The following is a 24,983-nucleotide window of genomic DNA, read 5'->3' as shown; positions in this document are numbered from 1 at the left end:
CAAATCCCACGAAGGTGGGAAGCGTGCGGGGCGTACGGGAGCACCCGCGCCGTCGGAGCTCGGTGGCCAGAAGGGTCGGGCGGCTACGCCGGTGTCGGCCGTGCCGGCCGTACGCTGGGCGGATGACGCGGCTGATCGTGGCGGGCGGAGGTGGCGGGGACGCCGTTGCCGCCGCGGTGATCGATCGGGCTCTGTACCGGGAGGGGACGGCCGACGACCGGGCCGTGGTCCTGACCTACGCCTGGGACCGGCTGCTCGTCGACCCCGTTCCCGGGCCCCGGGGAGCTGCCGGCTTCACCGGGCTGCGGGCACTGACACCCAGCGTGTACGCCGTGCCCGAGGACGCGAAACCGGTGGCGCCGGCCGGGTCCACACTGCCCCGGCTGGCCGCCGAGCTGCCGCACACCTTCGCCCTGCTCGATCCCCACCACGGGGTGACGGGCATGGTCCGGCAGCTGGAAGAGGTGATCGAGCACCTGGCCCCGGCGTCGGTCGACCTGCTGGACGTGGGCGGTGACATCCTCGCGCGGGGTGATGAGCCGACGCTGCGCAGCCCGCTCGGGGACGCGCTGTCGCTCGCCGCGTGTGCCCAGGTCGACGCGGAGATCCGGCTGCTGGTCGCCGGGCCGGGGCTGGACGGGGAGATTCCGGTGGCGGTGCTGCGCGAACGGCTCGGGGCGGTGGTCCATACGCTGACCGCCGAGGACGTCGCGCCCATCGGCCCCGTCATGGAATGGCATCCGTCGGAGGCCACCGGCATGCTCACGGCGGCAGCGCGGGGCGTGCGCGGGCTGTGCGAGGTACGGGACGCGGGGCTGACGATCCCGCTGACGGACGACGGGCCCGTGGTGCACGAGGCGGATCTCGACGCCGCGTTCCGCCGGAACCTGCTCGCCGGCGCCATCGCCGACACGACCGGCCTCGCCGAGGCCGAGGCGCACTGCCGGGATGTCTGCGGATACTCGGAGATCGACTACGAACGGGAGAAGGCCGCGCGGTTCCGGGCGACGCCCGAGGGACCCTTCCGGCCCAGGGCCGTGCTCGTCCAGGTCGCCCGATACGCGGAGGAGGCCCACGCCCGCGGGGTCAGCCACACCACCTTCCGCCGCCTCACCGAGGTCCTCGGTCTCAGCGGTGCCCAACGCGCCGACCTGCGGGCTTTGCTGATCGGGACGCAGCCCGAACGGTATGACGCCCCGCTGTGGCGACTGTGATCGCTCGGATGGGGTACAGTTGATCTCGCAACGCCGCCCCGAGGGGCGGGAGTTGATGCGTCGGTCGTCTAAGGAAAGATACTCGTCTCCAAACGAGGGATGTAGGTGCAAGGCCTGCTCGGCGCTCCGGTATGAAGACCCTCCCCTGATCATCAGGGGAGGGTCTTTTTCGTCTGCCCGACGTCCGGCGCACCGCGCCCCGCGCCCGCGTCCGTACCCCTCCCTCCTCAGCACCTCGTCGGCGTCGCCCTCGGCGGTCGGCCGCCCGGGTGGCGGTGGCGCCAGGTCCAGAAGACCACCGCGGACACCAGGCACCAGCCCGCCAGCACCAGGAAGGGGAAGGCGTGCTGGTGCTGGCGGAAGTAGATCGCGGTGTGCTGGGCGTTGACCGACGCGCCCGGCGGGAGCCAGCGGCCGATGGTGCCGAGGAGGGACGGGAGCAGGGGCCAGGAGACGGCGCCGCCGGAGGAGGGGTTGCCGAGGAGCACCATCAGACCCCAGGTGGGGATGAGCGCCCAGCGTCCGAAGAGGACGTTGAACATCGAGAACACCAGTCCCGAGGTGAGCATCGTCAGCGCCAGGATCGCCCAGGACTCGGGGAACGGGAGCCGCAGCGCGCCCAGCCCCCAGTCGACGATCGCCGCGATCGTGAACCCGCCGAGCAGGGCGTACGCGATGATGAAGAGGATCCGTTCGCCCGGGTTGAGCCCGGAGGCGTTCACGCTGAGCTGGATGGCGCCGAGGAAGCCGATGATGGTGGCGGCCAGGGAGATGTAGAAGACCGCGAGGCCGCGCGGATCGCCGCGCTGGAGCGGCTTGACGTCCGTGACCTCGACCGGGACCCTGGCGGCCCGGCCGACCTTCACGGCCGCCTGGGTGAGCACCTGGGCGACGCTCGACCCCGCCGCGCCGGCGACGTCCAGCCGCACCCCGTGGTCGCGCATCCGCAGGACCGCGAAGACCCGCTGCTCCTCCAGGGACCAGCGGGCCTGCTCGTCGGAGGGGTAGGCGTGCAGCCGCAGGGAGGCGTTCAGGGCCTTCTCCATCCCGGCGATGAACCGGTGCCGCGGGGCGGCGGTGCCGTCGTCGGTGATCACCACGGCGGTGGGGATCTTCCGGGGCGTGGGGTTGGCGAAGGCGTAGGTGTACGAGCCCGCGAAGAGTCCCGCGCCCGCGGAGATGATCAGCACGATGACGGTCGCGGGGAAGTACGGGGACCGTTTGAAAGAGGTCCACACCGATCGTGGTGATCGACGCTCGGGGTCTGGGCGCTGCGCCAGGTCATCGGCCATGAGGCCACGCTAAAGCGACTATCTCGGACATACCGCGCGACGCGGCGCGGACGGAAATGGTTCGCCAGCCGTTTTCGGAAGGTGAGATCCTGGGATCCGTATGTCCACCACGCCTGCCCCCGCCCTGCCCGCCCTGCTGGAGCGGCTGCCCGAGCTGATGCTGCGCGACCAGCAGCGGCTGGGGCGCCGCCTCGACGGAGTGCGCCGGATCCGTAAGCCCGAGGCCCGAGCCACCGTACTCGAGGAGATCGCCGAGGAGATCACGCGTGCCGAGCTGAGGGTCGCGGACCGCCGCGCCGCCGTGCCGGCCGTCACCTATCCGGAAGAGCTGCCGGTCAGCCAGAAGAAGGACGCGATCCTCGAGGCCGTCCGGGATCACCAGGTGGTGATCGTCGCGGGGGAGACCGGCTCCGGGAAGACCACCCAGATCCCGAAGATCTGCCTGGAGCTCGGGCGCGGCGTCAAGGGCCTTATCGGCCATACGCAGCCCCGCCGGATCGCGGCCCGTACCGTGGCCGAGCGCATCGCCGAGGAGCTGCGCTCGCCGCTGGGCGAGTCCGTCGGCTGGAAGGTCCGCTTCACCGACCAGGTGAGCAAGGACACCCACGTCAAGCTGATGACCGACGGCATCCTGCTGGCCGAGATCCAGACCGACCGCGAGCTGCGCCAGTACGACACGATCATCATCGACGAGGCCCATGAGCGCAGCCTCAACATCGACTTCCTGCTCGGCTATCTGGCCCAGCTGCTGCCCCGCCGCCCCGACCTCAAGGTCGTGATCACCTCCGCCACCATCGACCCGGAGCGCTTCTCCCGGCATTTCGGCGACGCCCCGATCGTCGAGGTCAGCGGACGTACGTATCCGGTCGAGGTGCGCTACCGCCCGCTGCTGGAGGAGGGCGGGGAGGACGGCGACCGCGACCAGATCACCGCGATCTGCGACGCGGTCGACGAGCTCCAGGCCGAGGGCCCCGGCGACATCCTGGTCTTCCTCTCCGGTGAGCGGGAGATCCGCGACACCGCCGACGCGCTGAACAAGAAGAAGCTCCCGGCCACCGAGGTGCTTCCGCTGTACGCCCGGCTGTCGCACGCCGAGCAGCACCGGGTCTTCCAGAGACACACCGGCCGCCGGATCGTGCTGGCGACGAACGTCGCCGAGACCTCGCTGACCGTCCCCGGCATCCGCTACGTGATCGATCCGGGCGCCGCCCGGATCTCCCGTTACAGCCACCGCACCAAGGTCCAGCGGCTGCCCATCGAGCCGATCTCGCAGGCCAGCGCCAATCAGCGGAAGGGCCGCTGCGGCCGGACCAGCGACGGCATCTGCATCCGGCTGTACTCCGAGGACGACTTCCTCACCCGCCCGGAGTTCACCGACGCCGAGATCCTCCGCACCAACCTGGCCTCCGTCATCCTCCAGATGACCGCCGCCGGCCTCGGCGACATCGAGAAGTTCCCCTTCATCGATCCGCCGGACCGCCGCAACATCAAGGACGGCATCCAGCTCCTGGAGGAGCTGCACGCCCTGGACAGCAAGCAGAAGGACCCGCGCAAGCGGCTCACCCAGGTCGGCCGGAAGCTGGCCCAGCTGCCGGTGGACCCGCGGCTGGCCCGGATGGTGCTGGAGGCGGACCGCAACGGCTGTGTCCGCGAGGTGATGGTGATCGCGGCGGCGCTGTCCATCCAGGACCCGCGCGAGCGTCCCTCCGACAAGCAGCAGCAGGCGGATCAGAGCCACGCCCGCTTCAAGGACGAGTCCAGCGACTTCCTGGCCTTCCTCAACCTGTGGAAGTACATCCGGGAGCGGCAGAAGGAGCTGTCCTCGTCCGCCTTCCGCCGGATGTGCCGCAATGAGTTCCTCAACTACCTGCGCATACGCGAATGGCAGGACATCTACAGCCAGCTGCGCACGGTCGCCAAGACCATGGACATCCACATGTCCGAGCAGGACGCGGCGCCCGACCACATCCACACCTCGCTGCTGGCGGGGCTGCTCTCCCATGTGGGTCTCAAGGACACCGACAAGAACGAGTACTTGGGCGCGCGCAGCGCCAAGTTCGCGGTGTTCCCCGGCTCGGCGCTGTTCAAGAAGCCGCCGCGCTGGGTGATGTCGGCCGAGCTGGTGGAGACGTCCCGGCTGTGGGCGCGGGTCAACGCGCGGGTCGAGCCGGAGTGGATCGAGCCGCTCGCCCAGCACCTGGTCAAACGCACCTACAGCGAACCGCACTGGGAGCAGAAGCAGGCCGCGGTGATGGCGTATGAGCGGGTCACGCTCTACGGTGTGCCGATCGTCGCCCAGCGGAAGGTCAACTACGGCCGGATCGACCCGGAGACCAGCCGCGACCTGTTCATCCGCAACGCCCTGGTGGAGGGCGACTGGCGCACCCATCACCAGTTCTTCCACGACAACCGCAAACTGCTGGGCGAGGTCGAGGAGCTGGAGCACCGTGCCCGGCGCCGCGACATCCTCGTGGACGACGAGACGCTCTTCGACTTCTACGACCAGCGGATCCCCGAGCACGTGGTCTCGGGCGCGCATTTCGACTCCTGGTGGAAGCACAAACGGCGCGAGGCGCCGGAGCTCCTCACCTTCGAGAAGTCGATGCTCATCAACGAGCGGGCGCAGGACGTCACCAAGGACGCCTACCCGGACTCCTGGCGCCAGGGACGGCTCAAGTTCAAGGTGACCTACCAGTTCGAGCCGGGCGCGGACGCGGACGGCGTGACGGTCCACATCCCGCTCCAGGTGCTCAACCAGGTCACCGCTGACGGTTTCGACTGGCAGATCCCGGGGCTGCGCGAGGACCTGGTCACCGAGCTGATCCGCTCGCTGCCCAAACCGGTCCGCCGGCACTACGTCCCGGCGCCCAACTACGCCAAGCGCTTCCTGGACGCCGCCGTGCCCCTCCAGGAACCGCTGACGGCGGCGCTGGGGCGCGAGCTGCACCGGATGGTGGGCGTGCGGATCGAGCCGGAGGACTGGGACCTGGCGAAGGTCCCCGACCACCTCAAGATCACCTTCCGGGTGGTGGACGAGCGGCGCCGCAAGCTCGCCGAGGACAAGGACCTGGAGGCGCTGCGGCAGCGGCTGCGGCCGAAGACGCGGGCCGCGATCTCCAAGGCGTTCGAGTCCTCCAAGGAGGCCGTGGGGATCGAGCAGCGCGGCGGGCTGACCCGGTGGACGGTCGGGACGCTGCCGCGCACCTTCGAGACGCGCCGCGGCGGCCAGCCGGTCAAGGCGTATCCGGCGCTCGTCGACGAGGGCGCGTCGGTGGCCGTGCGGCTCTTCGACACCGAGGCCGAGCAGCGGGAGGCGATGTGGCGGGGGACGCGCCGGCTGATCCTCCTCCAGCTGCCGTCCAACCCCGCCAAGTTCGTCCAGGGCAAGCTCTCCAACCAAGCGAAGCTGGCGCTTGCCAGCAGTCCGCACGGCAGTGTGCAGGCGCTTTTCGACGACTGCGTGGCCGCCGCGGCCGACCGGCTGATCGCGACCCACGGCGGCCCGGTCTGGGACGAGGAGTCGTTCCGCAAGCTCTTCGACGCGGTGCGCACCGACATCATGGACGCCACGCTGGACACCGTGCGCAAGGTCCAGGAGGTGCTGGCGGCCTGGCAGTCGTGCGAGCGGCGGCTGAAGGCCACCCGCAGCCCCGTTCTGCTGCCGTCCCTCACCGACATCAGGGAGCAGCTCTCGGAGCTCATCACACCGGGTTTCGTGACCGCGCACGGCGTACGGCGGCTTCCGGACCTCATGCGCTATCTGGTGGCCGTGGACCGGCGGCTCCAGCAGCTCCCGGTCAACGCCGACCGGGACCGCGCCCGGATGGCGAAGGTGCGGGAGATGCGGGACGAGTACGCCTGGCTGCTGGAGCAGTTCCCGCCGGGGCGCCCGGTGCCCCAGGAGGCGCTGGAGATCCGGTGGATGATCGAGGAGCTGCGGGTCAGCTACTTCGCGCACGCCCTCGGCACGGCCTATCCGGTATCCGACAAGCGCATCGTGAAGGCCATCGACGCGGCGGCGCCGTAGAGGTGCCCCAGGGGGCTCCGGCGGGCCGCCGGGGCCCCGCCGGGCGCGAGTTCGACCGCACCCCCTGACCTGCTGTAGAGTCTGCAACGCAGCGCACACCGCGCGACGCACAGCGGCGAAGCCGCAGGCGTCGGTGTTGGTCCTGTGGAGCAGTTTGGAGTGCTCGCCACCCTGTCAAGGTGGAGGCCGCGGGTTCAAATCCCGTCAGGACCGCTTTCCCGGAAGGCCCGGATCCGTTCATGGATCCGGGCCTTTCGCATCTTGACGGCCCACCGCAGGCAGCGGTACCCAGACTAAAAGGTGTGCTCGGGGGTGCGCGGGAGGTGCGGCGTATGACGACGTCCGCGAAGCATGAGACCAGGGCGCTGCTGCGGGCCCATCTGGCGGCCGCAGCGAGCTACCGCCACTTCACCCGGCACTGTCCGGTCTGCCACCGCCTGCTGCGGCTGGCGATGGAGCCCTCGGGGGCCGACGAGGCCATGGGCCGGGCCGACCGCGAGGAGACGGCCACGGCGCCCCCGCCAACTCCATGATCCCTTACGGCAGTTGCCTCCTACCGCAATCAGCTACCCCAAGGCAACAGCTGGTTAGTGTGACAGGAGTCACCGAATGGGTTTCCGGAGTGAGGGAACTTACACCCCGCTTACCGCGGGTCAATTTAATATGTGCAATTGCACCGTCTGTCCATGCCCCCCGGGGACACCTCGGAAGTCCCCTCCGGACCGCCTCCGGACCGCCTTCGGCGGGCCGAACGATCGGCACTCCAGGGCCACTTGAAGCCCTGCGGAGGGTACCTCCGGAAGGCCGTCGCGGGCCTGCGTCGCCGGACATAAAAAGATCGCGCCGGACCCGGCGGAGTCCAGCGCGATCAACGACGCACCCATGTCGAGCGGTGGAGGGCCTGTTGGGGCAGGCACCCGTCGTGGTGGAGCTTTACAGGCGAAAGCCGGGCTGGGGGGCCCGGAAATGCCCGGTTATGCGGTTGTTCAGGCCTCGCTGCGCTGCTGCGGGATGCCCGCAAGAAGTGCACGGACCTCCGCTTCGCGGTAGCGCCGATGCCCTCCGAGCGTGCGGATGGACGTGAGCTTGCCTGCCTTGGCCCAGCGCGTGACCGTCTTCGGGTCCACGCGGAACATCGTGGCAACCTCAGCCGGGGTCAGCAGCGGCTCGGCATCAGGGGTGCGAGCGGTCATGAGCGGCCTCCTCGGGAGAACCGAACCATCACGGTTCTTTCCTCTAAATTCTGCACCTTGACCCGCGTTGCCCGAAATGGCGGACGCGAGCCGAGTCGGTTATAGGACGAACGGCTTGTCCTCGGCACTACAACTACACCATCTGTCCAGCCCCGTCGGCCAAACCGATGGAATTGCCCTCTCAGGTGTCCAACCTCAACGGAAGCCGATGGACCATGTCATAGCGGACAGTCACGCGGCCGTGACGATCAGTCACAACAGGATCAGTGGTCATCAGATCCGTCAAGGAGTGCAATACCGATGAATCCGCCCATAGTTGGGCGGAAGGAGCCCCTCCCGGACTCGTTGTCCTATTTTGACACGAGGATGGGGGATTGCCGCAAGGCCCGAAGTCCGTGCTTTAGGTCACGATTGGGGCAATGGCCCGGATCGGGACCTACGTCCCCTCTGTGCCGGAGGCCCGTTCGACCGCCGGTCCGGACACCGGTCCGGTCAGCTGGCGTTCTGCCGCCCGCGGACCGTGCTCCAGCGGTCGGTCAGCCGCTCGTACGCGGCACCCGCCCGCTCCCCGTCCCCGTCGCGCAGCGCCGCGAGGCCCTCCGCCACATCCGCGGCCGAATGGTCGTCCTCGAGCTGCCCGGCCGGCACCGTGTGCACCAGGCCGCCGTAGTCCAGCTCGACCAGTGACCGGGGGTGGAACTCCTCGAGCCACCGGCCGACGTCCACCAGCCCGTCGATCAGCGGCCCCTCGCCGAGGGCCTCCTTGAGCACCTTAAGGCCACGCGCCACCCGGCGCCGCGCCTGGACCATGGGGGTGCGGTAACGGAGGATGAGACCGTCGTCACCCTTGGTGTACTCGCGCTCCTCGTCCGAGAAGAGCACGAACCAGCGCACCGGCACATGCCAGGTGGCCGAGCGGATCCACGGCCGGGCGTCCGGGTTGCGCTCCAGCCACCGCTCGTAGTCCGCCACCGCCTGCCGGCGCACCACCGGGGGCAGGGCCGCGTCCAGGAGGGGCCCGGGAAGGCGCTCCGGCAGCTCTTCCAGGGCCAGCCAGCCCCTCAGCCGGGTGCGCCACGGACAGACGCATGTGACGCCGTCCACGGCCGTCACGAAGGCGTCCGCGCTCTCGTGCACCGGGACCGCCACCGGCGGCACCGGCAGCAGGTCCGCGAGCGAGCGGCGCAGCTCGTCCTGCGCGCCCGGCAGGTCGTCGCGCTTGGCGTACCGCGCCCAGTGCGATCTCTCCGGCTCCGGGAACGCTGCCAGTGGCTCATAGACCCGGAGATACGCCGCGTACGGGACAATCACCGAAGACGCCAAGGTCACACGCGCTCCCTCAAGGCTGAGACCACCGCCAGGGGCTCCCTTACCCCCACCTGACGGCATCGTCCCATGCCCGCCATCCGGACTCGTCGGGGACATGGCCGATCTGCGCGGCCCCAGGGCTTACGCTCTTGGCCACGGCCCTCCCCACCAGCAAGGAGGGCGTCTACCCCGACCTATGGGAGTCACCACCGTGACTGACGTACGTCACACCGTCAGCGTCGACGGTCCGACGGAGAGTCGCGCACCGAACCCTCTCTCACCGCTCTCGACGCTGTTCCGGTCCGATCTCGGCGGGCATGAGCAGGTCCTGCTCTGCCAGGACCGGGAAAGCGGCCTGAAGGCCGTCATCGCCCTCCACTCCACCGCCCTGGGCCCGGCCCTCGGCGGCACCCGCTTCCACGCCTACGCCTCCGAGGAGCACCCCGAAGAAGCGGCGCTCCTGGACGCGCTCAACCTGGCCCGCGGCATGTCTTACAAGAACGCGCTCGCCGGGCTCGACCACGGCGGCGGCAAGGCCGTGATCCTCGGCGATCCCGAGGAGATCAAGACCGAAAAGCTGCTGCTCGCCTACGGTCGCTTCGTGGCCTCCCTCGGTGGCCGCTACGTCACCGCCTGTGATGTGGGCACCTATGTGGCCGACATGGACGTCATCGCCCGTGAGTGCCCCTGGACCACCGGCCGCTCCCCCGAGCACGGCGGCGCCGGCGACTCCTCGGTACTGACCGCCTTCGGCGTCTTCCAGGGCATGCGGGCGAGCGCCCAGGCGTGCTGGGGCGAGCCCACGCTGCGCGGCCGCCGGGTCGGCATCGCGGGGGTCGGCAAGGTCGGCCACCACCTGGTGGAGCACCTGCTGGAGGACGGCGCCGAGGTCGTGGTCACCGATGTGCGCGGCGAGTCGGTGGACCGTGTGCTGGCCCGCCACCCCCGGGTCCAGGCGGTCCGGGACACCGAGGCGCTGATCCGCGCCGACCTGGACGTCTACGCTCCGTGCGCGCTCGGCGGCGCCCTGGACGACGCCACGGTGCCGGTCCTGACCGCGAAGGTGGTGTGCGGCGCGGCCAACAACCAGCTGGCCCATCCGGGCGTCGAGAAGGACCTGGCCGGCCGCGGCATCCTCTACGCGCCCGACTACGTGGTGAACGCCGGTGGCGTCATCCAGGTGGCCGATGAGCTGCACGGTTTCGATTTCGATCGGGCCAAGGCAAAGGCAGCAAAGATTTTCGATACGACTTTGGCCATATTCGATCGGGCACGGACCGACGGCATTCCGCCGGCCGCGGCCGCCGACCGGCTGGCCGAGCACCGGATGGCCGAGGGCCACGACGCCTGAGACAGCAGGCTGAGACAGGCTGAGGCAGCCCGGGACCGCTCGGCGGCCTCCGGGAAGCGGCGTGGACGGGCCGTGCGGGACCTTGCCGTAGGCCGCCGGACGGGGGACGCGGAAGCCCCCGGAGGGCCATTGGCGAGAGATCCCTCACGGCCTGTCGGCGGGTCGGCGCCCAAGACACGTTAAAATCGCAGCTGACCAGCGAGGAACGGGCTCCTCGCGGGTTCTGCCTCGTGGCACGTCGTGTGGGCGACGTACCGTATGGCCACAGAAGCAGGTACCGTTGAAGCCCTACGGACCGGTCTCTCCCGAGAGCCCGCTCCGATTTATGAACGTGAACGCGTGTCAAGACTCTGGGGCCGTCGAGCCCCGTCGTTGAGGGGGTCGAGCCATGGGGCGCGGCCGGGCCAAGGCCAAGCAGACGAAGGTCGCCCGCCAGCTGAAGTACAACAGCGGTGGGACGGATCTCTCACGCCTGGCCGAGGAGCTGGGCGCATCGACATCGAGCCAGCCACCGAATGGCGAGCGGTTCGAGGACGATGAGCTGGACGACGACCCGTACGCACAGTACGCGGATCTGTACAACGACGATGAGGACGAGGACGACGACCAGTCCGATCCGTCCCCGCAGCGTCGCCGCGCCTGAACCACCCGTTCGAGGCGCTGGGCTTTTCGCCGCACACCTCCACCGGTCCGAGGTACCCGCCTCGGACCGGCTTCTGTGCTGCCCGCGCAGCGGGCGCGGCCGGATCAGCGCGCATAGTCACCGGTCAGCGTCACCGCGTCCGCGCTCTCGGCCGTCCGCTCGGTGATCTCACCGCTGACCCAGGCGTCCACCCCGCGGTCGGCGAGTGTGGTGAGCGCCACGTCGACGGAGTCGGCCGGGACGACGGCCATCATGCCGACGCCCATGTTGAGGGTCTTCTCCAGCTCCAGACGCTCGACCGAACCGGCCTGCCCCACCAGCTGGAAGATCGCGCCGGGGGTCCAGGTCGAGCGGTCCACGACCGCGCGCAGCCCGTCCGGGATGACCCGGGCGAGGTTGTTGGCGAGCCCGCCGCCGGTGATGTGCGAGAAGGCGTGCACCTCGGTGGTGCGGGTGAGGGCCAGGCAGTCCAGCGAGTAGATCCGGGTGGGCTCCAGCAGCTCCTCCCCCAGCGTCCGGCCGAGCTCCGGCACCTCGCGGTCCAGCGCCCAGCCGGCCCGGTCGAAGAGCACATGGCGAACGAGTGAGTACCCGTTCGAGTGAAGTCCGGACGACGCCATGGCGATCACCGCATCACCCGTTCGGATACGGTCCGCGCCGAGCACCTGATCGGCCTCGACCACGCCCGTACCGGCCCCGGCGACATCGAAGTCATCGGCGCCCAGCAGCCCCGGGTGCTCGGCGGTCTCGCCGCCCACCAGGGCGCAGCCGGCCAGCGCACAGCCCTCGGCGATGCCCTTGACGATGGCGGCGACGCGCTCGGGGTAGACCTTGCCGACGCAGATGTAGTCGGTCATGAAGAGCGGCTCGGCGCCGCAGACCACCAGGTCGTCCACGACCATGCCGACCAGGTCCCGGCCGATGGTGTCGTACACACCCACCCGCCGGGCGATGTCCACCTTGGTGCCCACCCCGTCGGTGGCGGAGGCGAGCAGCGGACGCCGGTAGCGGGCCAGGGCGGAGGCGTCGAAGAGGCCGGCGAATCCGCCGAGCCCGCCCACGACCTCGGGGCGGCTCGCCTTCTTCACCCACTCCTTCATCAGCTCGACGGCGCGGTCGCCCGCTTCGATGTCGACGCCCGCGGCGGCGTAGGTGGACCCGGACTCGGACGGGCGTGTCATGACGTTGAGATCTTTCGTATCGGGGACGACAGGCGTGCGGCGCTCAGGGGCGGCGCAGGGCGTCGGCACCGCCGACACCAGCGGTCAGCGACCTCACACCATCGGCGTCGGCGCTGCTCGGGGCCTGTGTTTCGGACTCCAGGAGGTGCTTGCCCAGCAGCTCCGGATCCGGCAGCTCCATCGGGTACTCACCGTCGAAGCAGGCACGGCACAGATTCGGCTTGGCGATCGTGGTCGCCTCGATCATGCCGTCGATGGAGATGTACGCCAGCGAATCGGCGCCCAGCGACTTGCCGATCTCCTCGACCGAGAGACCGTTGGCGATCAGCTCGGCGCGGGTGGCGAAGTCGATGCCGAAGAAGCACGGCCACTTGATCGGCGGGGACGAGATCCGGATGTGGACCTCGGCGGCCCCGGCCTCACGGAGCATCCGCACCAGGGCGCGCTGGGTGTTGCCGCGCACGATCGAGTCGTCGACCACGACCAGGCGCTTGCCCTTGATGACTTCCTTGAGGGGGTTCAGCTTCAGCCGGATGCCGAGCTGGCGGATGGTCTGCGAGGGCTGGATGAAGGTACGGCCGACGTACGCGTTCTTCACCAGGCCCGAGCCGTAGGGGATGCCGCTGGCCTCGGCGTAGCCGATCGCGGCGGGGGTGCCGGACTCCGGGGTCGCTATCACCAGGTCGGCGTCGGCCGGGGACTCCTTGGCCAGTTTGCGGCCCATCTCGACGCGGGAGAGGTACACGTTCCGGCCCGCGATGTCGGTGTCGGGGCGGGCGAGATACACGTACTCGAAGACACAGCCCTTGGGCCGGGCCTGCGCGAAGGTGGTGGAGCGCAGCCCCTCCTCGTCGATGGCGACCATCTCGCCGGGCTCGATCTCACGGATGAACGACGCGCCCACGATGTCCAGGGCGGCGGTCTCGGACGCCACCACCCAGCCGCGCTCGAGGCGGCCGAGGACCAGCGGGCGGATTCCCTGCGGGTCACGCGCCGCGTACAGCGTGTGCTCATCCATGAAAACGAGGCTGAAAGCACCCTTGACCTTGGGCAGGACGACCGGGGCCGCCTGCTCGACGGTCAGCGGCTTGCCGTCCTCGTCCACCTGGCCCGCGAGCAGGGCGGTGACCAGATCGGTGTCATTGGTCGCCGCGACCTGGGTGGCCCGGCCGCCGTCCCGCGGCAGGGCCGCGACCAGCTCCGCCAGCTCGGCGGTGTTGACCAGGTTCCCGTTGTGGCCGAGCGCGATCGAACCGTGCGCGGTGGCCCGGAAGGTGGGCTGCGCGTTCTCCCACACCGAGGCTCCGGTGGTGGAGTAGCGGGCATGGCCGACCGCGATATGGCCCGTGAGGGAGCCGAGGGAGGTTTCGTCGAAGACCTGTGAGACCAGGCCCATGTCCTTGAAGACGAGAATCTGGGAGCCGTTGCTCACCGCGATGCCCGCGGACTCCTGTCCGCGGTGCTGCAGTGCGTACAGCCCGAAATAGGTGAGTTTGGCGACCTCTTCTCCCGGCGCCCAGACTCCGAAGACGCCGCAAGCGTCCTGGGGGCCCTTCTCACCGGGGAGTAGGTCGTGGCTGAGTCGTCCGTCACCACGTGGCACGTCATCGAGTCTAGGCCAGTTCCGCGGTGCCTCCGAACGAGGGACCCGCGAGGGGGCGCATGTCACATTCCCGCGCACCGCCCCGGATGCCCCGGAACCCGCGCCCCACCTGCGCACGGCCGAAGGTCCGGAGGACAGCGGTCCAGGTGCTGAGACGGCTGGCTGGGGCAAGGATCACATCCGGACGGAACGGACCGTGACTACCCCAGCACGGGGAGGTGCGCGGAGAGGTCGGCGCGGTCGCCGCTCGCCGTCAGCGGCGCCGACTCCAGGGCCTCGGCCCAGGTCAGGCGGCCCGTGGCGAGGCGGAGCCAGGTCAGCGGGTCGGTCTCGACGACGTTCGGCGGGGTGCCCCGGGTGTGCCGGGGGCCCTCGACGCACTGGACCACGGCGAACGGGGGAATCCGGACCTCGACCGAGCCGCCGGGCGCCTTCGCCGCGAGGGCGTCGGCGAGCACCCGGGTGGCGGTGGCCAGCGCCTGGCGGTCGTGGGCGACGGGGACGCCGGTGGCGGCCGTCAGATCGTCGGCGTGGACCACCAGCTCCACACAGCGGGTGACGAGGTAGTCGTCGAGCCGCATCGCCCCGACACGGGTGGCCAGCAGCCGGTCACCGGGCGCCACGGAGGTCGTCTCCGCGAACCGTTCCTCGGCACGCTCCAGCAGCTCGCCCGGGTCGGCGCCGGCCGCGAGCGCGCGGGTGTCCGCGTCGATCCGGTCGGCATGCGCGTCCGTCGCGGTGGCCCAGCCGGTGACGGTGGTCTGCCGCGCGGGCGGCGCGGGCTGCTCCAGCAGCCGGACGACGGACCGAACGGCCATCCCCAGGTGCGCGATCAGCTCCCGGACCGTCCAGTCGCCGAGCCGGGTCGGGGCGTCCAGGCCCGTCTCGTCCAGTCCCCCGACCGCCTCCCGCACCCGCCGCAGCTGCGCGATCACGGCGGTCCGGGTCTTGGCGGGGTCATAGCTGCGGGCACGGGCACGAGACGGCATGCGGAGAGCTTAGAGGCCCGGGAAGGAGCAGGATGGAGGAAGAAGGGTTATCCATCGGTACGAAAGGTGTGAAATCCCATGGGCGAGCACCCCGATTGCGCCCTGGTGCGTCGCGCCTGTACGGCCTTCTCGGAGGGCGATCTGGATACGGTGGCGACGCTGGTCACGACGGACGTCGTCCACCATGTGCCGGGTGACAACACGATCTCCGGCCATCACAAGGGCCGGGACGCCTGCATGGATCTGTACCGCACGATGTCCGAGGAGACCGGCGGCACCATGCGGGTCGACCTGGAGACGGTGATGTGCGACGGTCGCGGACACGCGATGGCGGTGCACCATCTGCGCGCGGAGCGCGGCAACCGCGGCCTGGACATGAAGAACGGGGACTTCTTCACCATCGTCGGCGGAAAGATCACCGACATCGACGAATGCGCCGAGGACATCGATGCCCTGAACGCCTTCTGGGGCACCTGACGGCACATGACGGACGGACACGAACGGACCGTACGGCCCGCGCCCTGCCAGCAGGGGGCGGGCCGTACGGTCCCTCGCAAGGTCAGGCCATGCGTCGAGGTCAGGCCAGCAGGCCCGGGATCGTCGACTCGTACGACTCCCGCAGCTCGGCCAGCGGGATGGAGAACTGCCCCTGGACCTCGATCGCGTCGCCGTCGACCACGCCGATACGGGTCACCGGAAGCCCCCGCGCCCCGCACATGTCGTTGAAGCGGACCTCCTCGCTGCGCGGTACGGCGACGATCGCCCGGCCCGCGGACTCGGAGAACAGCAGGACGAACGGGTCCAGGCCGTCGGGGACGACGATCCGGGCACCCTTGCCGCCGCGCAGACACGACTCGGTCAGCGCCTGGATCAGACCGCCGTCGGACAGGTCGTGGGCCGCGTCCACCATGCCGTCGCGCGAGGCCGAGATCAGGATCTCGGCGAGCAGCCGCTCACGCTCCAGGTCCACCTTCGGCGGCAGTCCGCCCAGGTGGTCGTGGATCACCTGCGACCAGGCCGACCCGCTCAGCTCCTCGGCGGTGTCGCCCAGCAGGTAGAGCAGCTGGCCCTCCTCCGCGAAGGCGATCGGGGTGCGGCGGGCCACATCGTCGATGACCCCGAGGACGGCGACGACCGGTGTCGGGTGGATGGCCGTCTCCCCGGTCTGGTTGTACAGCGACACATTGCCGCCGGTGACCGGGGTGCCCAGGGTCAGGCAGCCGTCGGCCAGGCCCCGGGTGGCCTCCGCGAACTGCCACATGACCGCGGGGTCCTCCGGCGAGCCGAAGTTGAGGCAGTTGGAGATGGCGAGCGGCTTGGCGCCGGACGCCGCCACGTTCCGGTACGACTCGGCGAGCGCGAGCTGTGCCCCCGCGTACGGGTCGAGCTTGGCGTAGCGGCCGTTGCCGTCCGTGGCGACGGCCACGCCCAGGCCGGTCTCCTCGTCCACCCGGACCATGCCGGAGTCCTCGGGCTGGGCGAGGACCGTGTTGCCCTGGACGAACCGGTCGTACTGGTCGGTGATCCAGGACTTGGACGCCTGGTTCGGGGACGAGACCACCCTGAGGACCTGCTCGCGCAGCTCCTCGGCGGTGGCCGGACGCGGCAGCTTGGCCGCGTCGTCGGCCTGGAGCGCGTCCTGCCACTCGGGGCGGGCGTAGGGGCGCTCGTAGACCGGGCCCTCGTGGGCGACGGTGCGCGGCGGGACGTCGACGATCTGCTCGCCGTGCCAGTAGATCTCCAGCCGCTCGCCGTCGGTGACCTCACCGATGACGGTGGCTATGACGTCCCACTTCTCGCAGATCTCCAGGAAGCGGTCGACCTTCTCGGGCTGCACGATCGCGCACATGCGCTCCTGCGACTCGCTCATCAGGATCTCCTCGGGGGAGAGCGAGGAGTCGCGCAGCGGCACGGTGTCGAGCTCGACCCGCATCCCGCCGGAGCCGGCGCTGGCCAGCTCGCTGGTGGCGCAGGACAGACCCGCGCCGCCGAGGTCCTGGATGCCCTCGACCAGGTCCTCCTTGAAGACCTCCAGGGTGCACTCGATGAGCAGCTTCTCCTGGAAGGGGTCGCCGACCTGGACGGCGGGGCGCTTGGCGGGTTTCCCCGTGCCGGAGGCACTATTGCCTGCAGCGTCGAAGGTCTCCGAGGCCAGCACGGAGACGCCGCCGATGCCGTCGCCACCGGTGCGGGCGCCGTAGAGGATCACCTTGTTGCCGGCGCCGGCCGCCTTGGCGAGGTGGATGTCCGCATGCTTCATCACACCCACGCAGAGCGCGTTGACCAGCGGGTTTCCCTGGTAGCAGGGGTCGAAGACGACCTCGCCGCCGATGTTGGGCAGGCCCAGGCAGTTGCCGTAGCCGCCGATGCCCGCGACCACGCCGGGCAGCACCCGCTTGGTGTCCGCGTGGTCGGCGGCGCCGAAGCGCAGCGGGTCCATGACGGCCACCGGGCGGGCGCCCATGGCGAGAATGTCGCGGACGATGCCGCCGACACCGGTGGCCGCGCCCTGGTAGGGCTCGATGTAGGAGGGGTGGTTGTGCGACTCGACCTTGAAGGTGACGGCGTAGCCCTGGCCGACGTCGACCACACCCGCGTTCTCGCCGATGCCGACGAGCAGGGCATCGCTCTCGGGGGCCTTCTCGCCGAACTGCCGCAGATGGACCTTGCTCGACTTGTACGAGCAGTGCTCGGACCACATGACGGAGTACATCGCGAGCTCGGCGCCGGTGGGGCGGCGGCCCAGGATGGCGCGGATGCGCTCGTACTCGTCCTGCTTGAGGCCAAGCTCGGCCCAGGGCTGCTCGGCGTCCGGGGTCTGCGCCGCGTGCTTAGTGGTGTCCAGGGTCATGCGCTGACCAGCCTCTTGAGGATCGAGGTGAAGAATCCGAGGCCGTCGGTGCGACCGGTGCCGATCAGCGGTTCGACGGCGTGCTCGGGGTGGGGCATGAGGCCGACGACATTGCCGGCCGCATTGGAGATACCGGCGATGTCGCGCAGCGAGCCGTTGGGGTTGAGCTCCCGATAGCGGAAGACGACGCGCCCCTCGGCCTCGAGTTCATCGAGGACGCGCTCATCGGCGACATAGCGGCCGTCGATGTTCTTCAACGGGATGTTGATCTCCTGGCCCTGCTCGTAGGAGCGGGTCCAGGCGGTCTCCGCGTTTTCCACTCGCAACTTCTGATCACGGCAGATGAAGTGCAGATGGTTGTTCCGCAGCATCGCACCTGGGAGCAGATGGGTCTCGGTGAGAACCTGGAAGCCATTGCAGATGCCAAGCACCGGCATACCGGCCTTCGCCTGGTCGATCACCGACTCCATTACCGGGGAGAACCGGGAGATCGCTCCGGCCCGGAGATAGTCGCCATAGGAGAAGCCGCCCGGCAGGATCACCGCGTCGACCTGCTTGAGGTCCTTGTCACGGTGCCACAGCGGTACGGCTTCCAGTCCGGCGGTGCGGACCGCGCGCTGGGTGTCGCGATCGTCGAGCGTGCCGGGGAAGGTGACGACTCCGACGCGCGCGGTCACGATCCCGCCTTCCCGGCGGCGGCGTCGGCACCCTCGCCGACCTCGACCTTCACGGAGAAGTCTTCGATCACGGTGTTCGCGAGGAAGGTCTCGGCGATCTCATGGATACGGGCGAGGGCGGCGTCATCGACCGGGCCCTCCACCTCGAGTTCAAAGCGCTTGCCCTGACGGACATCGGCGATCCCCTCGAAACCGAGGCGGGGCAGTGCTCGCTGCACCGCCTGGCCCTGGGGGTCGAGGATCTCCGGCTTGAGCATGACGTCGACTACGACGCGTGCCACTGGCACTCCCGGTGGTGTGGTGCTGGTGCGTAAGGCGGTAGCCCAAGCCTACCCCGGCGAAAAATCTACGCGAGTAGATAACAGGGGTTCGGTCACGTTTAAGCATCGTCGGCGGCACCTGACAGGGAAAGGTCATGGAAAAACGTAAGGTCCGGGTCGCGGCATGACACGCGGATGGAATTACCGGGGTTCACAATGCAATGCCAGTAGCTGTACAAATGAAAAAGCATTGTTCGACAACAACTGGACAGCTGACATCTTTGCACGTCAACGCATCGATGCAGCCCGAAAGGACCGATATCCGTGGCGCAGCGCGTAGTGGTCACGCTCTCCGACGACCTCGAAGGAGGCGAAGCGGAAGAGACGGTCACGTTCGGACTCGACGGCAAGATGTACGAGATCGACCTCAACTCTGCCAATGCGTCGAAACTGCGCGACGCTCTCGCGCCGTACGTGGAGGCCGGCCGCAAGCGGGCCCGCTCGGGCAAGACGTACCGCCGCACCGCCGTCGCCCCGGACCCGGCCGCGGTGCGCGCCTGGGCCAGGTCGCACGGCATGGAGGTGCCCCCGCGCGGCCGCATTCCCAAGAAGGTCTACGAGGCCTTCAACGAGTCCGCCTGAGTGGCCCGTTCAGCCGAGTTGCACAGCACCCCGGGTGATCCGCTAGAGTCTGGAGCACGCCGAGGGGCAAGGCCGAAAGGCCGAAACCCCGAGGAAGACACCATGCGGGTGTAGCTCAGTAGTAGAGCGCCCCCTTTCCAAGGGGGAGGCGCAGTGTGCGATCCCTGTCACCCGCTCTCATCGCCTGCCACCCTCTTGCGAAGAGGATCAGGTAGAGTGGTGCACGCGCCGATCGGTGAAAGCTGATCGGAGGCATGCGGACGTGGCTCAGTTGGTAGAGCATCACCTTGCCAAGGTGAGGGTCGCGAGTTCGAATCTCGTCGTCCGCTCCAGATATGAGGCGCCGGTCGAATCGACCGGCGCCTTGTGTGTTTCCCCTCATCAAGTCCCCTTTCTTCGGCGCCTCTTCGGTCCGGCCGTCACCCGATGACATTTGTCATCGGGACTGATGACAGCGCGCACTACCCCGGCCGTCCGGGCGGCGGAAGCCTGGAGCCATGGATGCCGGTGACAGCGCGATCGACGTGAACGACCTGCGGCGCAGATACGGACCCGCCGGGGCGCAGGGCTTCGACGCGGTACGGGGGGTCTCCTTCTCGGTGGCCCGCGGGGAACTGTTCGCCCTGCTGGGCACGAACGGCGCGGGCAAGACCTCCACCGTGGAACTGCTGGAGGGGCTCGCCGCCCCGACCGGCGGCACGGTGCGGGTGCTCGGCCACGACCCGTACCGGGAACGGGCCGAGGTCCGGCCGCGGATCGGGGTGATGCTCCAGGAGGGCGGCTTCCCGCCCGAGCTGACGGCCCTCGAGACCGCGCGGATGTGGGCGGGCTGCACCAGCGGCGCCCGGCCGGTGGAGGAGGGCCTGGAGCTGGTCGGGCTCACCGGGCGCCGGAACGTCCGGGTCAAGATGCTCTCCGGCGGTGAGCGCCGCCGGCTGGACCTGGCGCTCGCGCTGCTGGGCCGCCCCGAGGTGCTCTTCCTCGACGAGCCGACCACCGGCCTGGACGCGGAGAGCCGGCGGGAGACCTGGAAACTGGTGCGCGCCCTGCGGGACGAGGGCACCACCGTCCTGCTGACCACGCACTATCTGGAGGAGGCCGAGTCGCTGGCCGACCGGCTGGCGATCATGCACGCGGGACGGATCGCCACCTCGGGCCGGGTCGCCGACATCGTGGCCGAGCGGCCCTCCCGGCTCTCCTTCACCCTCCCCGCCGGCGTCCGCCCCGAGGAGGTGCCGCCGGCCGGCCGGCTGGGCGCCACCACCTCCGAGTCGGCGGACCGCACCGTACTGCTGCGCACCCGGGATCTCCAGCACACGGCGACCGAGGTGCTGCTCTGGGCACGGGACCGGCGGATCGAACTGACCGGTCTCGACGCCCGGTCGGCCTCACTGGAGGAAGCGTTCCTGCACATCGCCCGCCAACTGGAGGCGGGAGCACCGCCGGAGCGCGAGACGACGGGAGCGACGGTCGGAACGACGGCGGGGGCGACGCGATGAACACGACGACTACGACTACGACTACGACCACAACCGCCACGGCCGCCGGTCCGGCCCGGACCACCGCCAAGGACCGGGTGCTCTCCCTCGGCCGCGCCGAACTGACGCTGCTGCTGCGGAACAAGGCGGCGCTCAGCTACGCCCTGCTGCTGCCCGGCGCGCTGACGCTCAGCATGACCTCGGTCACCAAGGACATCGACCTGGAGGAGGCGGGTCTGTCGCTGGGCATGCTGGTCCTGCCCGGTTCGATCGGCCTGGCCCTGGTCCTCGCGGTCTATATGAACCTCGTGGGCGTGTATGTGATCCGGCGTGAGGAGCTGGTGCTCAAGCGGCTGCGCGCCGGAGAGCCCACCGACACCGAGATCCTGGCCGGGTCGGCGCTGCCGGCCGTCCTGATGGGGCTCGCCCAATGCGTACTGCTGGTGGTGTGCGTGGGGATCGCCCTGGACGTACCGGCCCCGAAGGCCCCGTATCTGGCCGTGGCCGGGGTGGCGATCGGGCTGGCGCAGATGGTGGCGCTGGCCGCCGCGACGGCCGCCTACACCAGGACCGCGGAGTCCGCGCAGCTGACGCCGATGCCGATGATGCTGGTGTCGATGCTGGCCAGCGGGCTGTTCGTACCGCTGGAGGTGATGCCGGACCAGGTCGCGGCGGTGTGCGAACGGCTGCCGCTGACCCCGGTCGTCGCCCTCGTCCGGGGCGGATGGGACGGCGGGATGAGCGTGCCGGAGGTGTTCGGGACCCTGGTGACGTCCGTGGCCTGGACGGTGCTGGCATGGTGGACCGTACGGAGGCGGTTCTTCTGGGAGCCGAGGCGCTGAGCGGCGGCGGAGCGGGGGTACGGGGCACGTGATACGGCGATGGCGCGGGCACAGCCGGCTCACCCGGGTCGAGCTGTACACCCGGTGGACGTTGTACATGGTGCCGTGGATCTACCCCATCGTGCTGGCCAACGCCCTGGCGCCGGCGCTGCGGGACGGCCCGGCTCCGCTCGCGTGGACGATGATCGGCGTGTCCCTGGCGCAGCTCCTGCTCACCGTGCCGCTGCTGCGCAGGGGGCTCGACCACCGGTTGCGCGACCGGCCGGTGGAGCCGTGGGCTCCCACCGTGGCCGTGGCAACGGTGGTCGTTGGCCTGGGGCTCGCGGTGGCGCTCGACGCCGGGCCGCGGGAACCCGGGCAGGTCGTGCCGCTGATCGTGCTGAGCGTGGCGCCCTTCTCCTCCGCGTACGCGCTGCTGGTGTCGATCCGCCGGTTCACCGAGGTGCACACGGGGCTCGCGGTGGCGGTGGCCCTGGCGGAGGCGGTGGTCCGGCCCGGGATTTCCGCCCCGGTGGTGGCCGTCGTGGCCGTGGCCCTGATGGGCGCCCTGTGCCTGCTGACCGTCCGCAGCTCGGTGTGGGTGCTGGCGGTGATGTGGGAGCTGGACGAGTCCCGGGAGGCACAGGCACGGCTGGCGGTCGCGGAGGAGCGGCTGCGGTTCGGCCGGGACCTGCACGACGTGGTGGGCCGCAACCTCGCGCTGATCGCGCTCAAGGGCGAACTGGCGGCGCGTCTGGCCCGGCGGGGGAGGCCGGAGGCGGAGGCCCTGATGGTGGAGGTGCAGCGGATCGCGCGGGAGTCGCAGGCGGAGGTCCAGGACGTGGTCCGTGGCTACCGGGAGGCGGATCTCCAGGTGGAACTGGCCGGTGCCCGGTCGGTGCTGCGGGCGGCCCGGGTGGACTGCCGGATCGAGGGCGACGGCGGCGGGGTGGAGCTGCCCGGGACGGTGCGGTCCGCGCTGGGCTGGGTGGTCCGCGAGGGGGCGACGAACGTCCTGCGGCACGCGGACGCGGCCCGCTGCACCGTACGGCTGAAGGTGGCGTCCCGGCCGGGAGGGGACCGAACGGCGGTGCTGCTGATGGAAAATGACGGAGTGCCGGACGCGGTGGGCGTCGGCGCGGGCACCGGTGCGGGGGACGGTGCGCGAAGCGGCTCGGACACCGGCGCGGGAAGCGGCTCGGGGAACGGTGCGGGAAGCGGCTCGGGGAACGGTGCGGGCGCCGGCTCGGGGAATGGTGCGGGAAGCGGCTCGGGGAACGGGCTCAAGGGGTTGCGGGAGCGGCTGGCGCCGCTGGGCGGCACCCTGGAGTCGGGCCCGAGGGCGGGCGGCGTGTACCGGCTGCGGGCCGAGGTTCCGCTGGAAGGGGACGTGTGAACGACACCGCGGCGATCCGGGTGCTGCTGGCCGACGACGAGCATCTGATCCGGGGTGCCCTGGCCGCCCTGCTGGCGCTGGAGGACGATCTGCTGGTGGTCGCGGAGGCGGCGTCCGGGCCCGAGGCGCTGGCGATGGCGCGGGCGCACCGGCCCGATGTGGCGGTGCTGGACCTCCAGATGCCGGAGGCGGACGGCGTGTCGGTGGCCGCGGCGCTCCGGTCGGAGCTGCCCGGCTGCCGGTCGATGATCGTGACCAGCCACGGCCGGCCGGGCCACCTCAAGCGGGCGCTGGCGGCGGGGGTGCGCGGTTTCGTGCCGAAGACCACGTCCGCGCAGCGGCTGGCGGAGATCATCCGCACGGTGCACGGCGGGTCCCGCTATGTCGACCCGGGCCTGGCGGCCGACGCGATCGGCGCCGGGGACTCCCCGCTGACCGCGCGGGAGGCGGAGCTGCTGGAGCTGGCGACGGACGGCGCCTCCATCGCGGAGATCGCCCAGCGCGCCGGGCTCTCCCCGGGGACGGTCCGGAACTATCTGTCGGCCGCGGCGGCGAAGCTGGGGGCGGAGAACCGGCACGCGGCGGCGCGGATCGCCCGGGAACGCGGCTGGTTCTGAGCGCTCCGCCGCCTGCGCGGCGGCCGCCGTCGCGCCGCCCGGGGCGGCCCCGACACGAGGGTGGTAGTTCACCGGTCGGAGGTTTGGTTATAGTAGAGACGCGTCGAACCGGAGAAGTCCGGCGCAGGCGGACGTAGCTCAGTTGGTAGAGCGCAACCTTGCCAAGGTTGAGGTCGCGAGTTCGAGCCTCGTCGTCCGCTCGGTGGACATCAAGGGCCCCGGCCGATCGGCCGGGGCCCTTGGTCGTTCCTGGGAGTCCTGATGTGTCCAGGGCCCTGAAGGCCCTGGAACGCGTTTCCGGGGCCCTCGGTCCTTCTCCGCCCTTACGCCCAGCTGGTGCCGGTCAGCAGCTCGTAAGCCTCCGCGTACTTCGCCCGCGTCCGCTCGACGACCTCCGCCGGGAGCGGGGGCGGCGGCTGCTCGGCGGTGCGGTCCCAGCCGGAGGCCGGGGAGGTCAGCCAGTCGCGGACGTACTGCTTGTCGAAGGACGGCTGCGCGCGGCCGGGCTGCCACTGGTCGGCGGGCCAGAAGCGGGAGGAGTCCGGGGTCAGCACCTCGTCGGCGAGCACCGGCTCGGCGCCCTCCGCGCCCACGGTCGCCTCCGCGTAGCCGAACTCGAACTTGGTGTCGGCGAGGATGATCCCCCGGGCGCGGGCGATCTCCCGGGCCCGGTTGTAGACGGCGAGGGTGGCCTGGCGCAGCTGGGCGGCGGGCTCGGCACCGACCCGGTGCACCACCTCCTCGTACGCCACGTTCTCATCGTGCTCGCCGACCTCGGCCTTGGTGGCCGGGGTGAAGATCGGGGAGGGCAGCTCGGAGCCGTCGGTCAGTCCCTCGGGCAGGGCGATCCCGCACACCGTACGGCTCTCGCGGTACTCGGCCAGGCCGGAGCCGGTCAGATAGCCGCGGGCCACGCATTCGACCGGGACCATCCGCAGCGACCGGCACACCAGGGTGCGGCCCTCCCAGTCGGCGGGGGCGCCGGGGGGAAGCTCGGTGGACAGGACGTGGTTGGGGACGAGATCGGCGAGCAGATCGAACCACCAGAGGGAGAGCTGGGTGAGGATCTTGCCCTTCTCGGGGATCTCGGTCGGCAGGACCCAGTCGTAGGCGGAGATCCGGTCGCTCGCGACCATGACGAGTTCGCCGCGCTCGTTCCGGTAGAGGTCGCGCACCTTGCCGGTGTGCAGGTGCTGAAGGCCCGGAACCTCGACCGGCTCGGGCTTTTCGACGAATCCGGACACGCTTCCTCCTGGTGGTTTTGTCCAAGCCCCTTCGATTCTGCCGCACGGACGGGCGGCGACCTGCGGCGGGGCGCGCCCTCCCCACCCGTCGCACCTCGGGTTCCGCTTCCGGCCGGTTCGAACCCGGCGTACGAGGAACTCATGCGGCGGGACGCGTACCGGGGACGGGACGCGCGCCGAGGACGGAAGGCTCGCC

21 protein-coding genes and 4 tRNA genes are annotated in these 24,983 nt (G+C 70.4%); 15 read left to right on the top strand and 10 right to left on the bottom strand.

Annotated elements, in window-relative coordinates; all coding sequences use genetic code 11:
- Nucleotides 1-122: 122 nt before the first annotated feature.
- Nucleotides 123-1,214, top strand: a complete 1,092-nt coding sequence (locus N6H00_RS21525) for a DUF1152 domain-containing protein (RefSeq protein WP_268973444.1) — start codon at nucleotides 123-125, stop codon at nucleotides 1,212-1,214.
- Between the two features lie 227 nt (nucleotides 1,215-1,441).
- On the opposite strand, the gene N6H00_RS21520 is transcribed toward N6H00_RS21525, so the two are convergent.
- On the bottom strand, nucleotides 1,442-2,506 hold the full coding sequence (locus N6H00_RS21520; protein WP_268973443.1) for an ABC transporter permease: 1,065 nt from the start codon (nucleotides 2,504-2,506) through the stop codon (nucleotides 1,442-1,444).
- Nucleotides 2,507-2,606: 100 nt separating this feature from the next.
- Here N6H00_RS21520 and hrpA point away from each other — a divergent pair, with 100 nt between their 5' ends.
- The 3 genes from hrpA to N6H00_RS21505 all read left to right on the top strand — a co-directional run bounded on the left by hrpA (nucleotide 2,607) and on the right by N6H00_RS21505 (nucleotide 7,066).
- Complete coding sequence (hrpA, locus tag N6H00_RS21515) at nucleotides 2,607-6,533, top strand: ATP-dependent RNA helicase HrpA (RefSeq protein ID WP_268973442.1); 3,927 nt, start codon at nucleotides 2,607-2,609, stop codon at nucleotides 6,531-6,533.
- 138 nt (nucleotides 6,534-6,671) lie between these two features.
- Nucleotides 6,672-6,746: transfer RNA gene (locus tag N6H00_RS21510), tRNA-Asp, on the top strand.
- A 119-nt stretch (nucleotides 6,747-6,865) separates the two neighbouring features.
- The gene (locus N6H00_RS21505) at nucleotides 6,866-7,066 is read left to right on the top strand and encodes a DUF6274 family protein (RefSeq protein ID WP_268973441.1); all 201 of its coding nucleotides are present in this window, start codon (nucleotides 6,866-6,868) and stop codon (nucleotides 7,064-7,066) included.
- 453 nt (nucleotides 7,067-7,519) lie between these two features.
- Here the strand turns inward: N6H00_RS21505 and bldC are convergent, their stop codons facing one another.
- Together bldC and N6H00_RS21495 are read right to left on the bottom strand one after the other, a co-directional pair.
- A complete protein-coding gene (bldC, locus tag N6H00_RS21500) occupies nucleotides 7,520-7,726 on the bottom strand; it encodes a developmental transcriptional regulator BldC (protein ID WP_003949541.1) in 207 nt (68 codons plus the stop codon).
- 492 nt (nucleotides 7,727-8,218) lie between these two features.
- On the bottom strand, nucleotides 8,219-9,055 hold the full coding sequence (locus N6H00_RS21495; protein ID WP_268973440.1) for a hypothetical protein: 837 nt from the start codon (nucleotides 9,053-9,055) through the stop codon (nucleotides 8,219-8,221).
- A 175-nt stretch (nucleotides 9,056-9,230) separates the two neighbouring features.
- On the opposite strand from N6H00_RS21495, the gene N6H00_RS21490 reads away from it, so the two are divergent.
- Nucleotides 9,231-10,385: a Leu/Phe/Val dehydrogenase gene (locus N6H00_RS21490; RefSeq protein ID WP_268973439.1), complete on the top strand. Its 1,155-nt coding sequence runs from the start codon at nucleotides 9,231-9,233 to the stop codon at nucleotides 10,383-10,385.
- Nucleotides 10,386-10,773: 388 nt separating this feature from the next.
- Nucleotides 10,774-11,028, top strand: coding sequence for a DUF3073 domain-containing protein (locus N6H00_RS21485; RefSeq protein ID WP_268973438.1), 255 nt, complete (start codon nucleotides 10,774-10,776; stop codon nucleotides 11,026-11,028).
- Between the two features lie 104 nt (nucleotides 11,029-11,132).
- Here the strand turns inward: N6H00_RS21485 and purM are convergent, their stop codons facing one another.
- The 3 genes from purM to N6H00_RS21470 form a co-directional block, all read right to left on the bottom strand.
- Entirely contained in the window at nucleotides 11,133-12,209 is a 1,077-nt protein-coding gene (gene purM, locus N6H00_RS21480) for a phosphoribosylformylglycinamidine cyclo-ligase (protein ID WP_268973437.1), read from the bottom strand.
- Nucleotides 12,210-12,252: 43 nt separating this feature from the next.
- On the bottom strand, nucleotides 12,253-13,812 hold the full coding sequence (gene purF, locus N6H00_RS21475; RefSeq protein WP_268973436.1) for an amidophosphoribosyltransferase: 1,560 nt from the start codon (nucleotides 13,810-13,812) through the stop codon (nucleotides 12,253-12,255).
- Between the two features lie 200 nt (nucleotides 13,813-14,012).
- The gene (locus tag N6H00_RS21470; protein WP_268973434.1) at nucleotides 14,013-14,801 is read right to left on the bottom strand and encodes a maleylpyruvate isomerase family mycothiol-dependent enzyme; all 789 of its coding nucleotides are present in this window, start codon (nucleotides 14,799-14,801) and stop codon (nucleotides 14,013-14,015) included.
- A gap of 78 nt (nucleotides 14,802-14,879) precedes the next feature.
- On the opposite strand from N6H00_RS21470, the gene N6H00_RS21465 reads away from it, so the two are divergent.
- Entirely contained in the window at nucleotides 14,880-15,278 is a 399-nt protein-coding gene (locus N6H00_RS21465; RefSeq protein WP_268973433.1) for a nuclear transport factor 2 family protein, read from the top strand.
- A gap of 100 nt (nucleotides 15,279-15,378) precedes the next feature.
- Here N6H00_RS21465 and purL read toward each other — a convergent pair whose 3' ends face one another.
- The 3 genes from purL to purS are packed head-to-tail and all read right to left on the bottom strand — an operon-like array spanning nucleotide 15,379 to nucleotide 18,610.
- A complete protein-coding gene (gene purL / locus N6H00_RS21460) occupies nucleotides 15,379-17,652 on the bottom strand; it encodes a phosphoribosylformylglycinamidine synthase subunit PurL (protein ID WP_268973432.1) in 2,274 nt (757 codons plus the stop codon).
- Nucleotides 17,649-18,329, bottom strand: a complete 681-nt coding sequence (gene purQ / locus N6H00_RS21455; protein ID WP_268973431.1) for a phosphoribosylformylglycinamidine synthase subunit PurQ — start codon at nucleotides 18,327-18,329, stop codon at nucleotides 17,649-17,651. The genes purL and purQ overlap by 4 nt, the downstream gene beginning before the upstream one ends.
- Complete coding sequence (gene purS, locus N6H00_RS21450) at nucleotides 18,326-18,610, bottom strand: phosphoribosylformylglycinamidine synthase subunit PurS (RefSeq protein ID WP_268973430.1); 285 nt, start codon at nucleotides 18,608-18,610, stop codon at nucleotides 18,326-18,328. The genes purQ and purS overlap by 4 nt, the downstream gene beginning before the upstream one ends.
- A 303-nt stretch (nucleotides 18,611-18,913) precedes the next feature.
- On the opposite strand from purS, the gene N6H00_RS21445 reads away from it, so the two are divergent.
- The 8 genes from N6H00_RS21445 to N6H00_RS21410 all read left to right on the top strand — a co-directional run bounded on the left by N6H00_RS21445 (nucleotide 18,914) and on the right by N6H00_RS21410 (nucleotide 23,743).
- Nucleotides 18,914-19,231: a histone-like nucleoid-structuring protein Lsr2 gene (locus tag N6H00_RS21445; RefSeq protein ID WP_268973429.1), complete on the top strand. Its 318-nt coding sequence runs from the start codon at nucleotides 18,914-18,916 to the stop codon at nucleotides 19,229-19,231.
- 104 nt (nucleotides 19,232-19,335) lie between these two features.
- Nucleotides 19,336-19,407 (top strand) — tRNA-Gly (locus N6H00_RS21440).
- Between the two features lie 80 nt (nucleotides 19,408-19,487).
- Nucleotides 19,488-19,563, top strand: a tRNA-Gly gene (locus N6H00_RS21435).
- A 165-nt stretch (nucleotides 19,564-19,728) separates the two neighbouring features.
- Nucleotides 19,729-20,730 (top strand): ABC transporter ATP-binding protein, encoded by a 1,002-nt coding sequence (locus tag N6H00_RS21430; RefSeq protein ID WP_268973428.1) that lies wholly within the window; start codon nucleotides 19,729-19,731, stop codon nucleotides 20,728-20,730.
- Entirely contained in the window at nucleotides 20,727-21,551 is an 825-nt protein-coding gene (locus N6H00_RS21425) for an ABC transporter permease (protein ID WP_268973426.1), read from the top strand. Before N6H00_RS21430 ends, N6H00_RS21425 begins: the two co-directional genes overlap by 4 nt.
- 28 nt (nucleotides 21,552-21,579) lie before the next feature.
- On the top strand, nucleotides 21,580-22,926 hold the full coding sequence (locus N6H00_RS21420; RefSeq protein WP_268973425.1) for a sensor histidine kinase: 1,347 nt from the start codon (nucleotides 21,580-21,582) through the stop codon (nucleotides 22,924-22,926).
- Nucleotides 22,923-23,543, top strand: coding sequence for a response regulator transcription factor (locus N6H00_RS21415; RefSeq protein WP_268973424.1), 621 nt, complete (start codon nucleotides 22,923-22,925; stop codon nucleotides 23,541-23,543). Before N6H00_RS21420 ends, N6H00_RS21415 begins: the two co-directional genes overlap by 4 nt.
- 127 nt (nucleotides 23,544-23,670) lie before the next feature.
- Nucleotides 23,671-23,743, top strand: a tRNA-Gly gene (locus tag N6H00_RS21410).
- 123 nt (nucleotides 23,744-23,866) lie between these two features.
- Here the strand turns inward: N6H00_RS21410 and N6H00_RS21405 are convergent.
- A complete protein-coding gene (locus N6H00_RS21405; RefSeq protein WP_268973423.1) occupies nucleotides 23,867-24,787 on the bottom strand; it encodes a phosphoribosylaminoimidazolesuccinocarboxamide synthase in 921 nt (306 codons plus the stop codon).
- Nucleotides 24,788-24,983 lie beyond the last annotated feature (196 nt).

Source organism: Streptomyces sp. S465, assembly GCF_026898115.1.
Taxonomy (GTDB): Bacteria; Actinomycetota; Actinomycetes; order Streptomycetales; family Streptomycetaceae; genus Streptomyces; species Streptomyces luomodiensis.
The sequence above is the reverse complement of the archived record's forward strand: the minus strand, read 5'-3'. Positions and strand labels throughout refer to the sequence as shown.